This is a genomic window from Geodermatophilus sp. YIM 151500, from assembly GCF_025716945.1.
Lineage (GTDB): Bacteria > Actinomycetota > Actinomycetes > Mycobacteriales > Geodermatophilaceae > YIM-151500.
The window spans coordinates 455,451-468,170 of record NZ_JAOVZT010000001.1 but is presented as its reverse complement, the minus strand read 5'-3'; the positions used below and the strand labels follow the sequence as shown (position 1 = coordinate 468,170).

Here is a 12,720-nt window from a genome sequence, read left to right as displayed (position 1 = left end):
CCCCTGTGCCGGGGGTCGTCACCCGGGGCATAGCTTCCTATGCCCCCTGTGCCGGGGGTCGTCACCCGGGGCATAGCTTCCTATGCCCTGGGTGGGGCGGAGCGGGGACGCAAGGAACGAAACGTCCGTTAGCACCGCAAGGCTGACCGGGCGCTGTGGCGTGCGCGACAGTGCGGGCATGACCGTCGTCGTGGGCTACGTCCCCACCCCCGAGGGCGAGGCCGCGCTCACCGCTGCCATCGCCGAGGCCCAGCGCCGCAGCGAGCCGCTGCACGTCGTCAACACCTCGCGCGGCGACTCCCTCGTCGACAGCCGCTTCGCCTCGGACGCCGAGGTCGCCGCGGTGCGCGAGCGGCTCGCGACCAGCGGTGTCGTGCACGAATTCGAGCAGCAGGTCGGCCGCCACGAGGCGGCCGAGGAGCTGGTGGACGTCGCCGACCGCGTCAAGGCCAGCGTGCTGGTCATCGGCATCCGCCGCCGCACGCCGACCGGCAAGCTGATCACCGGCAGCCAGGCGCAGCGCATCCTGCTCGACGCGCACTGCCCCGTGCTCGCCGTCAAGGCCACCTACTGACGCTCTCCCCACCGAGGGGTCCGCGCCGAACGTGCAAGGGTCCTCGCCGAACGTGCAGGGGCCCGCGCCGAGCGTGCAGGGGCCCGCGCCGAGCGTGCAAGGCGTGGGGGGAAGGGTGGTCCTTCTTCAGCCGAGCAGCTCCAGGCCGTCCGACGGCGAGCCGGCGAGGTTGCGGAAGATGGTCCGCAGGCTCTCCGTCAGGTGCCCCGCGATCCGGGACGCCGCCGCGTCGCCGTCCCCGGCCAGCAGCGCGTCGCAGATCGCGAGGTGCTCGGTGACCGAGACGTCGGTCCGCTGCGGGTCCAGGTGCGAGAGGTTCCGCAGCCGGGCGGTGTGCGGCCGGAGGTCGGCGATCGCCCGCCGCAGGTGCTCGTTGCGCGTCGCGTCGATGATCGCCCAGTCGAAGCGGTCGGCCAGCTCGTAGAACGCGCGCGACCGCTCCTGCGACGGCGTCCGCGCCTGGATGCGGGCGAAGCCGGCCCGCATGTCGGCGAAGTCCTGCCGCACCGCCGGATCGGCCGCCGCCCGCTCGGTCGCCGAGCGGATCGCCGCCGGCTCGAGCAGCTGCCGGAACTCGAACAGGTCGCGCACGCTCTGGGCGGACACCCGCGACACCCGCGCCCCCAGCCGGGGCGCCAGGTCGACGAGCCCCTCGGCGGCCAGCCGCCGCAGCGCCTCGCGGACCGGGGTCCGGGAGGCCCCCGTACGGGCCACGAGGGAGAGCTCGGACAGCGGGGCGCCGGGCGCCAGCTCGCCGAGCTCGATCTGCTCCTTGAGCTGCGCGTGCACCTGGTCGGCCTTGCTCGGGCCGGTCACGGCCGCACGTCCCTGAACGGCACCCCGGTCTCCTCGCCGAGCCGGTGCAGCTCGGCCACGGACGCCGCGGCGAGGGCGACGCCGCCCGCGGCCCGGTTCGCCGCCTCGGCCCGGTCCTCGACCTCTCCCGGGTAGAAGACCTCGTCGAAGCCCTGGGCCAGCGGCACGTCCTTCACCTCGTCGATCAGTCGTTGCACGCGCGCCTCGTACTCCGCCGGGTCCCCGAGGGCCGCCGGGTCGATCGCCAGGAACAGGTGGCCGGCGCGGCTGCGCGCCTCCGGCTCGTACGGCCCGTGCACCTCGGTGCCCACCCCGCTGCCGGTGAGCGCACCCGACAGCACATCCATGAGGAACGTGATCGCGTAGCCCTTGTGCCCGGCCATGGGCAGGACGACGCCGAGCACACCCTCGGCGGGATCGGTCGTCGGCGCGCCGTCGGCGGTGAGCGCCCAGCCGGCGGGGATCGGCTCGCCGCGGTTCCTGGCGAGGTAGATCTTGCCGCGGGCCACGGCGGTGTTCGCGATGTCGACCGCGACCACCCGGCCACCGGGCGCCGGTGCGGCGATCGACCACGGGTTGGTGCCGAGCACCTTGCGCCGGCCACCCCACGGGGCCATCGCCGGGCTCGCGTTGGTGGTCAGGACGGCGACGACGCCGTCGCGTGCGGCGCGGCGGGTGAACCACATCGCCGTCCCGAAGTGGTTGGAGTTCCGGACGCCGACCGCGCCGACGCCGTGCCGGCGCGCCCGCTCGACGGCCAGGACGCGGGCCCGCTCGGTGAGCACCTGCCCGACGCCGTCCCGGCCGTCGAGCAGCACGAGGGGGCCGGTGTCGGCCAGCACGGCCGGGTCGGTCGCGGCCGTCATCGCACCGCTGCGGAGGCGCGCGGTGTACCACGGGAGCCGCAGCACGCCGTGCGACCCGTGCCCCCACAGATCGGCCTGGACGAGGCTGTCGGCGACCAGGACGGCGTCCCCCGACGGCACGCCGAGGGCCTCGAGCACACGGGTGCCGAAGTCCCGCAGGCCCTCCGTGTCGTAGCGCTGCTCGTCCATCGTGGTGCCTTCCCTCCGCCGTCCCGGTGTTGTATACATGATTGCATACAAGCCCGCGGCGACGGAAGGACGAGTGGTGTTCAGCCTGACAGTGCAGTTGGAGGTGCGGCCGGAGGGCCGCGAGGAGTTCCTCGCAGCGATCACCACGAACGCGGAGGCGTCGGTCCGCGACGAGCCGGGGTGCCACCGGTTCGACGTGTGCGCCGTGGAGGGGGACGGCACCCGCTTCGTGCTCCACGAGCTCTACGACGACGCCGAGGCGTTCGAGGCGCACAAGCGGGCGCCGCACTTCGCCGCGTGGCGGCGGGTGGCCGACCGGGTGCTCGCGTCGCAGGTGAACACCCGCGGGACGCTGATCGCCGCCGGCACCGACCGGGCCCGGCCGTGAGCGCCCCGCGGCAGCCGGCCGCGCCGTCCATGGTGCTGCGGCCGGAGGAGATCCAGCGGTTCGACCGCGGCAGCGGCGTCGTCACCATCCCGTTCGTCGGCAAGTGGAACTGCGAGCACAACCGGGTGACCACCGGCATGACGGTCTTCGCACCCGGCACCGGCATCCCGCTGCACTCGCACAACGTCGAGGAGTCGGTGCTCGTCCACGAGGGCGAGGCCACGGCGGTCGTCGGCGACGACGAGTTCGAGCTCGTCGCCGGCCAGGCCACCTGGGTGCCGGCGGGCGTGCCGCACTGCTTCCGCAACCGCGGCGAGGGCTCGATGACCATCTACTGGGTCTACGGCGGGCGCGACGTCACCCGCACGATCACCGCCACGGGGGAGACGTTCGAGCACCTGTCGGAGGCCGATCGCGGCGCTGGACCCGCGCGCCCGAGCGATGGAGCGACCCCGGCATGACCACGCTCGTCACCTCCAACCCGGCGACCGGTGAGCAGCTCGCCGAGTACGCCACGCTCACCGACACCGAGATCGACGCAGCCGTGCGCGGCGCCGACGAGGCTCAGCGGGCCTGGGCCGCGCGGCCGATCGGGCAGCGCGCCGTCGCGCTCCACCGGGTCGCCGCGATCCTCCGCGACGAGAGCGACGACCTCGCCCTGCTGATCACCCGCGAGATGGGCAAGCCGCTCGCCGAGGCGCGCGCCGAGGTGGAGAAGTGCGCGACCACCTGCGACTTCTACGCCGACAACGCGGCGGCCTTCGTCGCCGACGAGCCTGTGGCTACCTCCGCCGACCGCAGCTGGATCTCCTACGAACCCGTCGGCGTGGTGCTCGCCGTCATGCCGTGGAACTTCCCGCTCTGGCAGGTGCTGCGGTTCGCCGCGCCGGCGCTCATGGCCGGCAACGGCGGGCTGCTCAAGCACTCGCCGAACACGACCGGCTGCGCGCTGGCCGTGCAACGGGTGATCACCGCGGCGGGTGCGCCCGAGGGCCTGTTCCGCGCACTGGTCGTCGCCGAGGCCGACGTCCCCGCCGTCACGCAGCGGCTGATCGCCGACCCGCGGGTCGGGGCGGTCACCATCACCGGCAGCGAGCGGGCCGGCCGGGCGGTCGGCGCGGCCGCCGGCGGCGCGATCAAGAAGTCCGTGCTCGAGCTCGGCGGCTCCGATCCGTTCGTCGTCCTGGCGGACGCCGACCTGCCGCGGGTGGCCGCCCTGGCCGCGCGCGGCCGGCTGCTGAACGCCGGGCAGAGCTGCATCTCGCCGAAGCGGCTGGTCGTCGACGCGACGGTGGCCGAGGAGTTCACCCGGCTGCTCGTCGCGGAGGTCGAGGGCCTGGTCGTCGGCGATCCCGAGGCGACCGGCACGCACGTCGGGCCGATGGCCCGCGCCGATCTGCGCGATGGCGTGCACCGCCAGGTGGAGGCCTCGGTCGCGGCCGGCGCCCGGCTGCTGACCGGCGGCCGGCTGCTGCCGGGGCCGGGCTGCTTCTACGCGCCCACCGTGCTGGCCGGTGTCCGCGCGGGGATGCCTGCCTACGACGAGGAGGTGTTCGGCCCGGTCGCCGCCGTGGTCGTCGCCGACGGGGAGGACGACGCGGTGCGCATCGCCAACGACACCCGGTTCGGCCTCGGCGCCAGCGTCTGGACGGCGGACCCCGACCGCGGCGTCGCCGTGGCCCGGCGGATCCGCTCCGGCGCGGCGTTCGTCAACGCGATCGTCGCCTCCGACCCGCGCATGCCGTTCGGCGGGACGCGGGCCAGCGGCTACGGCCGGGAGCTGGCCGCCGCCGGGATCCGCGAGTTCGTCGACGTCCGCACCTGGTGGGTGCTGGACGAGCCCGCCGGCGCCGCCCCCGTGAGCGAGTGACCCGACCCGTGAGGAGAGACGTGACGAGCACCTCCCGCTACCGCCTCGGCGTGATGCTCGGCGACGGCATCGGTCCGGAGATCGTCCCGGCGTCCGTGCGGGTCGTCGACGCCGCCCTCGCCGCGGCCGGCGCCGACCCCGTCGAGTGGCGGGAGCTACCCCTGGGCGCCGCGGCCATCGAGACGCACGGCAGCGCCATCCCGGACGCCACGATGGCCGCACTGGACGAGCTGGACGGCTGGCTGCTCGGGCCGCACGACAGCGCGGCCTATCCCGAGCCGTTCCGGTCGCAGCTCAACCCGAGCGGCGCCATCCGCAAGCACTTCGACCTGTACGCGAACATCCGGCCGGCGCGGGGCTTCGAGGGCGGGAAGGCGATCGCGCCCGACACGGACCTGGTGATCGTCCGGGAGAACACCCAGGGCTTCTACGCCGACCGCAGCACCTACGCCGGCACCGGCGAGTTCATGCCGACGCCGGACGTCGCCGTCGCGATGGGGATCTTCACCCGCCCGGCCGTCGAGCGGATCGCGCGCACCGCGTTCGAGCTGGCCCGGCGCCGGCGGAACAAGGTGACGATCGTGCACAAGGCCAACGTGCTGCGGCTCAGTTCCGGGTTGTTCGCGCGGGTGTGCCTCGAGGTGGCGCAGGGCTACCCCGACGTCGAGGTCGACGACTTCCACATCGACGCGATGACGGTGCACCTGCTGCGCCGGGCGGCCGCTTTCGACGTCCTCGTGACCGAGAACATGTTCGGCGACATCCTGTCCGACATGGCCGGTGAGCTGGCCGGGTCGCTCGGCATCGCGCCGTCCCTCAACGCGTCGGACGACCGCGCGATGGCACAGGCCGCCCACGGGTCGGCCCCGGACATCGCCGGGAAGGAGCTGGCCAACCCGGTCGCGATGATGCTCTCGGCCGGGATGCTGCTCGACTGGCTCGGCACGCGGCACGGCGATGCCCGCATGACGGACGCCGCGGTACGGGTCGAGGGCGGCGTCCGGGCGGCGGTGCGCGGCGGCGCCAGCACGCGCGACCTGGGCGGCACGGCCTCGACCGGCGAGTTCACCGCCGCCGTGGTGCGGTGCATCTCCGACGGACCCTCCCGATGACCTCCCCGCGACCGGAAGCGAGCCCCGCCATGACGTTCTCCACCACCGACCTGTGCGACACCCACCCCGAGGCGCAGGTCTGCGATCCGGTGTTCCTGTCCGCGGGTGGCCGGGGGTCGTTCAGCGGGTCGATCGCGACGCTGAAGGTGTTCGAGGACAACACCCTGGTGCGCGAGGCCGTGCAGACGCCCGGCGAGGGGCGGGTCCTCGTCGTCGACGGCGGCGGCTCGCTGCGTTGTGGCCTGTTCGGCGGCAACCTCGCGGTCGCGGCCGCGCAGAACGGCTGGGCGGGCGTCGTCATCAACGGGTGCGCCCGGGACGTCGACGAGCTCGACGCCCAGCCCATCGGCATCCGGGCGCTCGCCCTGCACCCGCGGCGGAGCGAGCGCGGGTTGCACTCCGGCCAGGCCGGCATCCCGGTGCTGTTCGCCGGCGTGCTGTTCCGCGAGGGCGAGTGGCTGTGCGCCGACCGCGACGGCGTCGTCGTCCTGCCGGAGGCGCCGGGCGGCACCTGACCGGGCGCCGGTCAGCTCCGCAGGCCGCCGTCGCCGGTGGGGCGGGACTCCGGCACGTCACGGGCCAGCTCGTCGTCGCGCGGCGGGCCCTTCCACTGCACCAGCAGCAGCGAGGCGTCATCGCTGGTGCGGCCCCGCCGGGCGTCGACCAGCGCGTGCGACAGCCGGCGGACCGTCTCCGCCGCCGACCGCTGCTCGGCCGCGGTCTTCTCCAGCGCCTCGCGCAGCCGGGCCTCCCCGAACTGCTCGCCGTGCCCGATCCGCTCCTCGACCACGCCGTCGGTGAAGAACAGCAGCAGGTCGCCGGGCTCCAGCTGCACGCGGTGGACCCTCGGCGTCGCGCCGCCGAAGCCCACCGGCCGGGTCGGCCGGCCCAGCAGCTCGCCGACCACCTTGCGGTCGCGCAGCCACAGCGCCGGCGGGTGGCCGGCGTTCACCCAGCTCAGCTCGCCGGTCTCGGAGTCCAGCCGCGCGAACTGCGCGGTCGCGAAGCGGCCGGGGAAGGCCCGGGCGACCACCTCGTCCATCTCCGCGTACAGCTCGGTCAGCGACCGGCCGACGCGGCGGCCGTGCCGGTACGCGGCGGTCACGACGGTCGCCATCGACGCGGCCTCCAGGCCGTGCCCCATGGCGTCGAGGACGGCGAGGTGCAGCACGTGCTCGTCGAGCGCGTAGTCGAAGCCGTCGCCGCCCACCTCGTACGCCGGCTCGACCGCGCCGGCGAGGTCGATGTCGGGTGTGGTCATCGCCAGCGGCGGCAGCGTCTGCCACTGCAGCTGGGCGGCCACCGTCATCGGCTGGTTGGTGCGGATCTGCGCGAACGTGTCCGTGTACATCGACTTGGTGACGACCAGGTCGGCGACCAGCCCGGCGGCGCGCTGCGCGATGCGGCGGTCGACGTCGTCCAGCGCCGGCAGGGTCAGCCCGAGGACACCGACGCGGTCGGACCCGTCGAGCATCGGCAGGTACAGGCGGACCGACCCGTCAGGCAGCGGCTCCTCGACCCGGTCGTCGGTGACGAAGGCCTCGCCGGGGAGGCTGTCGTCGATCGCCAGCGACTCGCCGGCCAGCCCGCGGCCGGGCACGGGTCGCAGCATCCGCTGGTCGTAGTCCTGCAGCCAGATGGCCACGTCGCGGGCGCCGGAGGCGGTCAGCTCCTGCGCCACGAGCGGGCCCACGAGCCGCGGTGGGATCAGGTGAGCCCGGTCGAGCAGCGACCCGAGCAGGCGCTCGCCGAGGTTCTCCTCGCGGGTGCGGGCGGGCTCGGAGAAGCCCGCGGTGGTCGTCCGCTCGCCGTCGGGACCGGAGGTCACGGGAGAGCCATGATCAGCGGGGCGCGCCGGACACCGCGGCGCCGCCGGAGGAGGCGGGCCAGGCGGTGCCGCCGGCCGGCGACCAGCTCGGCCGGGGTGGCCGGGGTCTCCGGTCCGCCCGGGTGCTCGGCCAGCGCCGCGGCCCGCTGGCGCAGCCGGGCCCGGACCTCGTCGGCGGTGCAGGCGCGGCGCTGCCGCTCGTCGCGGGCGAGCACCGCGCCGGTCGCGGCGACGCCGGCCAGCCCGGCCAGTCCCAGCAGCTTCCAGAGGCGCACGGTCCGTAACGTAGCGCCGTGCCACCGATCCGCGCGCTGCCGCTCGACGAGGCCGTCGAGCTGACCCGCACCGGTGACGTGTGGGTGTTCCGCGGCGCGTCGATCGCCGACCGGGCCATCCGGGCGGTCACGAACGCCCCGGTCAACCACGTCGGCATGGCCGTCGCGCTCGAGGACCTGCCGCCGCTGCTCTGGCACGCCGAGCTGGGCAGATCGATTCCCGACGTCTGGACCGGCACCCGGCAGCGCGGGGTCCAGCTGCACGACCTGCGCGACGCCGTCCGCACCTGGGCGCACCGGTACGGGCAGCGGGCCTGGCTGCGCCAGCTGGTCGGGCCCGCCGACGACGGCGGCGTGACGCCGGAGATGGAGGACGCCGTGCTGCGCACCATCGCCCGGTTCGACGGCCGGCCCTTCCCGACCACCCGGCACCTGGCCCGCGGCTGGGTCAGCGGCCGCCTCCGGCGCCGGACCACGACCGAGGCCGTGTACTGCGCCGAGCTCGTGGCCGCGACCTACACGGCGATGGGGCTGCTGCCCGACGACCGGCCGCGGAACTGGTACGACCCGGGGAGCTTCTGGTCCGGCGACGACCTGCCCCTCCGGCAGGGGGCGACCCGGGGCCCGGAGGTCCCGGTCGAGGTGCCGCCGCGGTGAGCGCCGTCGCACCCGGGGCCGCGGCGCCGGGCGGCCGGCGTCAGCGGCGCACCCGGTAGGTCGACTGCACCATCCCGCCGGGGAAGGTCCGCGTGCGCACGTGCGCCAGCCGGACGTCGGCCGGCAGCCGCCCGAACGGCGTGTGCCCCTCGCCGACGAGCACCGGCACGCGGGACAGCGTCAGCGTGCCGATCAGACCGGCGGCGATCGCGTCGTGCACGGTGCGCCCGCCGTCGACGTACACGTCCCGGTGGCCCGCGGCGTCCAGCGCGGCGACCGCCTCGGCGAGCGAGCGGTGCACGCCGGCCACCCGCGCATCGGCCCCGTCCTCGAGCGTGGTGCTCAGCACGTGCAGCGGCTTGCCCCGGTAGGGCCACTCGCGCTCACCGGCGATGAAGTCGTAGGTGCTGCGACCCATCAGCAGGGCGTCGATCCCGTCGAGGAAGGCGCCGAACCCGAAGTCGTCCTCGGGCTCGCCGTCGGAGCCGCCGTCGGGACCGCCGTCCGAACCGCCGCCGCCGCCCGGGGCGGCGGGCGCGTCTCCGGTGCCCTCGCCGTCGCCGAAGAGGAAGGAGAGGTCGCCGTCGGGGCGGGCGATGAACCCGTCGACGCTCATGCCGAGGAACACGTGGCCGGTGAAGGAGGCGTCCATGCCGGCACTGTGCCGCAGCGGGGTGACGGAACGGGCGGCGTCGCGCACGGACCGGCCGAGCCGGGCGGTCAGGCCGCCAGGGCGGCGGCGGGCTCGCCGAGGCGCACGACGGTGTCGCCGGGCGCGGCCAGGGCGTCGTCGTGGGTGACGCAGACGACGACCCGCCCGGCCAGCGCCCGGCGCAGGTCCCGCACCAGGGCGGCCGCGGTCGGCGGGTCCAGGTGCGCGGTGGGCTCGTCGAGGAGGACGGCGTCGCGCTCGGCGAGCAGCGCCCGCGCCGCGGCCAGCCGCCGCCGCTCGCCGCCGGACAGCGCCGTGCCGCCCGCGCCGACCGGGGTGTCCAGGCCCGCGGGGAGCGTGGCCAGCAGGTCGGCCAGGCCGGTGGCCGCCAGCGCGGCCCGCATCCGCCGCTCGCCGTCCGCCCCCGCGAGCCCGCCGCGCGGCGCGGCCAGCGCCAGGTTGGCCCGCAGCGAGGAGGCGAAGACGTGCGCCTCCTGGGGCAGCCAGGCCAGCCGGGTGCGCAGGTCGGCGGTGGGCAGGCGGTCGGCCGGCACGCCGTCCAGCGCGTACCGCCCGGCGCGCGGCCGGAGGGCGCCCAGCAGGACGGCGAGCAGGGTCGACTTGCCCGAGCCCGAGCGGCCGCGCACGACCAGCCAGCCCTCCCCGGCGGCGGCCCGGGCGTCGAGGCCGGTGAGCACGTCGGGGCCGCCCGGCCAGCCGGCCCGCAGCCCGCGGACGGTCAGCTCGCGCACCGGTGCGGGCGCGGGCACGGGGGAGCCGGGCTCCGCGGGGACCGGCGCCGTCCGGACGGCGTCCAGCCGCGCCCGCGCGTCGGCGAGCGTGCCGCGCCGCTGGAGCGCGCCGACCAGCCCGCCCATCGGCTCGGCCAGCGCGAGCGGGGCGAGCCCGACGACGGCGACCGCGGGGCCGTCCAGACCGCCGGCCACGCCGACCGCGGTGGCCAGCACCGCGGCCAGCCCGGTGCCGAGCGCGACCAGCCCGGCGCCGGCCGCGGCCGCCCGCTGCGCCGGGCGGACCGCCCGCGCCTGCTCGGCGCCCGCACCGGCCAGCCGGGCGGCCGCCCGACCGGACAGCCCGTGCGCGCGCAGGTCGGCCGCACCCTCGAGCACGGTGCCCACGTCGCGCAGCGCGGCCACCCGCAGCGCGGCCTCGGCGCGGGCGGCGCCGGCGTCGACCCGGCGGTGCACCAGCAGCACCAGGCCGACCGTGGCCGCCAGCACGGCGGCGACCGCGGCCGCGGCGGCGGGGTCGACCGGCGCCAGGGCGCCGACCGTGCCTGCGCCGACGGCCGCGGCGACGCGCACCGGCGGGCGGACCCGCACGGTCAGGTCCTGGAGCAGCCCGATGTCACCCACCACGCGGGCCAGGGCGGCGCCCGGCGTGCGGTCGGCGGCCAGGCCCTGCGCGGCCAGCGCCCGCCAGACGTCGACGCGGGTCGCGTCGGCGAGGCGCAGCGCGGCGTCGTGGGCGGCCAGCCGCTCGGCCCAGCGCAGCCCGGCGCGGCCGAGGCCGGCAGCGCGCACGCCGACGATGGCGACCAGCAGGGTCAGCACCGGCGGCATCTCCGCCGCCCGCACGATCAGCCAGCCCGACAGCGCGGTCAGCGCGACGCCCGCACCCGCGGACAGCATGCCGGCGAGCACCGCCCGCCGCATCGCCGTCCGGACCGGGCGACCGTCCGCCGGGACCCCGGCCCCCGCCTCCGGGGCGTCGGCGACCGCGGGCGGCAGCGCCGCGCCGGCGATCCGGTCGTCGTCGGCCGCGGGCGCGATGGCTCCGGCGGGGGCGGTCGCCGGGGGGAGGCCCGCGAGCCGCACCCTCCGGTCGGCGCGCGCGGTCAGCCGCGGGTCGTGGCTGACCAGCACGGTGGTCACCCGGCCGTGCAGACCGGCGAGCACCGCGGCGACCCGTCCGGTGGCGTCCTCGTCGAGGTGCGCGGTCGGCTCGTCGAGCAGCAGCAGCCGGGCGCCACGGTGCACCCGGACCAGCGCCCGGGCGAGCGCCACCCTCTGCAGCTCGCCCGGCGACAGGGTGGTGCAGGCCTGCTCCGCCAGCTCCCCGGCCCCCGCCTCGACGAGCGCGGTCACCACGGACGCCTCGTCGACGACCTCGTCGACGCCGGACGCCGAGGCCGCGTGCCGGCGCAGCTCGTCGGCCACCGTGGCGCCGGTGGTGCGCGGGAACTGCGGCACGAACGCGACCTCGCCCGGGCGGACGCCGAGGACCGCCCCCTCGACGGCCGCGTCCGGGGGCAGGACGCCGACCAGCGCGGCCAGCAGCGTCGACTTGCCCGAGCCGCTCGGCCCGGTGACGGCGACCAGCTCGCCGGGGCGGGCGACCAGGCTGGTCGGGGGGAGCGCCCGGACGGCGCGGCCCGGGTGGCGCACGGTGAGCCCGGCGACGGCCAGGTCGGCGCCGCGCGGGTCGGCGCCGCGCGGGTCGTCGTCCGCGCCGTCCGCTCCCGGACCGGGGACCGGCGGCCCGGTCGGTGCCGCGGCGAGCACCCGCCGCGCCTCCGCGGCGGCGAGCGCGGCGTCCTCGGCGGCGTGGTGCGCCGCGCCCAGCGCCCGCAGCGGCGCGAACGCTTCGGGCGCGAGCAGCAGCGCGCAGAGCCCGACGGCCAGGCCGAGCCCGCCCTCGACCAGCCGCAGCCCGACCGTGACCGCGACGAGCGCGACCGACAGCGTGGCGATGAGCTCCAGCACCAGTGCGGAGAGGAAGGCGATCCGCAGCGTCGCCAGGGTCCGCTCGCGGTGCGCGGCGCCGAGCCGGGCCAGCGCCGCCACCTGGTCTGCGGCGCGGCCCAGGCCGACGAGCACGGGCAGCCCGCGCACGAGCTCGGCGACGTGCTCGGCGATGCGGTCCAGCGCGCGGGCGGCCGTCGCCGTCGAGTCCTGGGTGAACCGGCCGACCAGCACCATGAACAGCGGGACCAGCGGCAGGGTGAGCCCCACCAGCACGGCGGACAGCAGATCGGTGGCGGCCAGCACCAGCAGCAGCACGGGCGGGACGACGGCGGCCGCCGCCATCGCGGGCAGCGTCCCGGCGAGCGCGGGGCCGAGGTCGTGCAGCCGCCGGGTCACCAGCACCGCCGCCGGACCCGGTCCGCCGGCCACGGCCACCGCGGCCGGCGAGGCGGCCAGCCGGTCGAGCAGCGCCGTCCGCAGGGCGTCCTCGGCGCGGCGGGCGTCGCGGGCGGCCAGCGACGAGCCGACCGCGGTGGCGGCCGCCCGGACGGCGACGCCGGCGGCGGCGACGGCCAGCGGGGCAGCCGGTGACGCGTCGGCTGCTCCGGCGGCCCGGGCGATCGCGTGCGCGAGGCCCGCGGCCAGCGCGACCAGCCCGGCGGTCTGCGCCAGCGCGGCGAGCGCGGCCCGGACGAGCGCGCCGGTCAGGCCCGGCACGCCCGCCAGCGCCCCCAGCGGACCCCGCCCCCGCCCGTGGGACATGGCCATGTCCGTCGCGGAGGGGG

The 12,720-nt window shown here is 77.1% G+C and carries 13 protein-coding genes; 7 read left to right on the top strand and 6 right to left on the bottom strand.

Annotation, left to right across the window (positions count from 1 at the left end; genetic code table 11):
• The first annotated feature begins 178 nt into the window (after nucleotides 1–178).
• Nucleotides 179–574: a universal stress protein gene (locus tag OF117_RS02115; protein ID WP_263551136.1), complete on the top strand. Its 396-nt coding sequence runs from the start codon at nucleotides 179–181 to the stop codon at nucleotides 572–574.
• 126 nt (nucleotides 575–700) lie between these two features.
• On the opposite strand, the gene OF117_RS02110 is transcribed toward OF117_RS02115, so the two are convergent.
• Nucleotides 701–1,390, bottom strand: a complete 690-nt coding sequence (locus OF117_RS02110; RefSeq protein WP_263551135.1) for a GntR family transcriptional regulator — start codon at nucleotides 1,388–1,390, stop codon at nucleotides 701–703.
• Nucleotides 1,387–2,445, bottom strand: coding sequence for an Ldh family oxidoreductase (locus tag OF117_RS02105; RefSeq protein ID WP_263551134.1), 1,059 nt, complete (start codon nucleotides 2,443–2,445; stop codon nucleotides 1,387–1,389). Before OF117_RS02105 ends, OF117_RS02110 begins: the two co-directional genes overlap by 4 nt.
• A 76-nt stretch (nucleotides 2,446–2,521) precedes the next feature.
• Between OF117_RS02105 and OF117_RS02100 the strand changes: the two genes are divergently transcribed.
• Genes OF117_RS02100 through rraA form a run of 5 tightly spaced genes read left to right on the top strand, consistent with a single transcriptional unit; the run spans nucleotide 2,522 to nucleotide 6,330 of the window.
• Nucleotides 2,522–2,833 (top strand): putative quinol monooxygenase, encoded by a 312-nt coding sequence (locus OF117_RS02100; protein WP_263551133.1) that lies wholly within the window; start codon nucleotides 2,522–2,524, stop codon nucleotides 2,831–2,833.
• Nucleotides 2,830–3,294 carry a cupin domain-containing protein gene (locus OF117_RS02095; protein WP_263551132.1) on the top strand — a complete coding sequence of 155 codons (465 nt, stop codon included), beginning with the start codon at nucleotides 2,830–2,832 and terminating at the stop codon, nucleotides 3,292–3,294. The genes OF117_RS02100 and OF117_RS02095 overlap by 4 nt, the downstream gene beginning before the upstream one ends.
• The gene (locus OF117_RS02090; protein ID WP_263551131.1) at nucleotides 3,291–4,703 is read left to right on the top strand and encodes an NAD-dependent succinate-semialdehyde dehydrogenase; all 1,413 of its coding nucleotides are present in this window, start codon (nucleotides 3,291–3,293) and stop codon (nucleotides 4,701–4,703) included. The genes OF117_RS02095 and OF117_RS02090 overlap by 4 nt, the downstream gene beginning before the upstream one ends.
• Before the next feature lie 20 nt (nucleotides 4,704–4,723).
• Nucleotides 4,724–5,815 (top strand): isocitrate/isopropylmalate dehydrogenase family protein, encoded by a 1,092-nt coding sequence (locus tag OF117_RS02085; RefSeq protein WP_263551130.1) that lies wholly within the window; start codon nucleotides 4,724–4,726, stop codon nucleotides 5,813–5,815.
• 29 nt (nucleotides 5,816–5,844) lie between these two features.
• A complete protein-coding gene (gene rraA / locus OF117_RS02080) occupies nucleotides 5,845–6,330 on the top strand; it encodes a ribonuclease E activity regulator RraA (protein ID WP_263551129.1) in 486 nt (161 codons plus the stop codon).
• 11 nt (nucleotides 6,331–6,341) lie between these two features.
• Here the strand turns inward: rraA and OF117_RS02075 are convergent, their stop codons facing one another.
• Both OF117_RS02075 and OF117_RS02070 read right to left on the bottom strand, forming a co-directional pair.
• The gene (locus OF117_RS02075; protein ID WP_263551128.1) at nucleotides 6,342–7,643 is read right to left on the bottom strand and encodes a PP2C family protein-serine/threonine phosphatase; all 1,302 of its coding nucleotides are present in this window, start codon (nucleotides 7,641–7,643) and stop codon (nucleotides 6,342–6,344) included.
• Entirely contained in the window at nucleotides 7,640–7,918 is a 279-nt protein-coding gene (locus OF117_RS02070) for a hypothetical protein (protein ID WP_263551127.1), read from the bottom strand. The genes OF117_RS02075 and OF117_RS02070 overlap by 4 nt, the downstream gene beginning before the upstream one ends.
• Nucleotides 7,919–7,936: 18 nt before the next feature.
• Here OF117_RS02070 and OF117_RS02065 point away from each other — a divergent pair, with 18 nt between their 5' ends.
• Entirely contained in the window at nucleotides 7,937–8,575 is a 639-nt protein-coding gene (locus OF117_RS02065) for a hypothetical protein (RefSeq protein ID WP_263551126.1), read from the top strand.
• Nucleotides 8,576–8,615: 40 nt separating this feature from the next.
• Here OF117_RS02065 and OF117_RS02060 read toward each other — a convergent pair whose 3' ends face one another.
• Complete coding sequence (locus OF117_RS02060; RefSeq protein WP_263551125.1) at nucleotides 8,616–9,227, bottom strand: dihydrofolate reductase family protein; 612 nt, start codon at nucleotides 9,225–9,227, stop codon at nucleotides 8,616–8,618.
• Nucleotides 9,228–9,295: 68 nt separating this feature from the next.
• Nucleotides 9,296–12,697, bottom strand: a complete 3,402-nt coding sequence (cydC, locus tag OF117_RS02055; RefSeq protein WP_263551124.1) for a thiol reductant ABC exporter subunit CydC — start codon at nucleotides 12,695–12,697, stop codon at nucleotides 9,296–9,298.
• Between the last annotated feature and the right edge of the window lie 23 nt (nucleotides 12,698–12,720).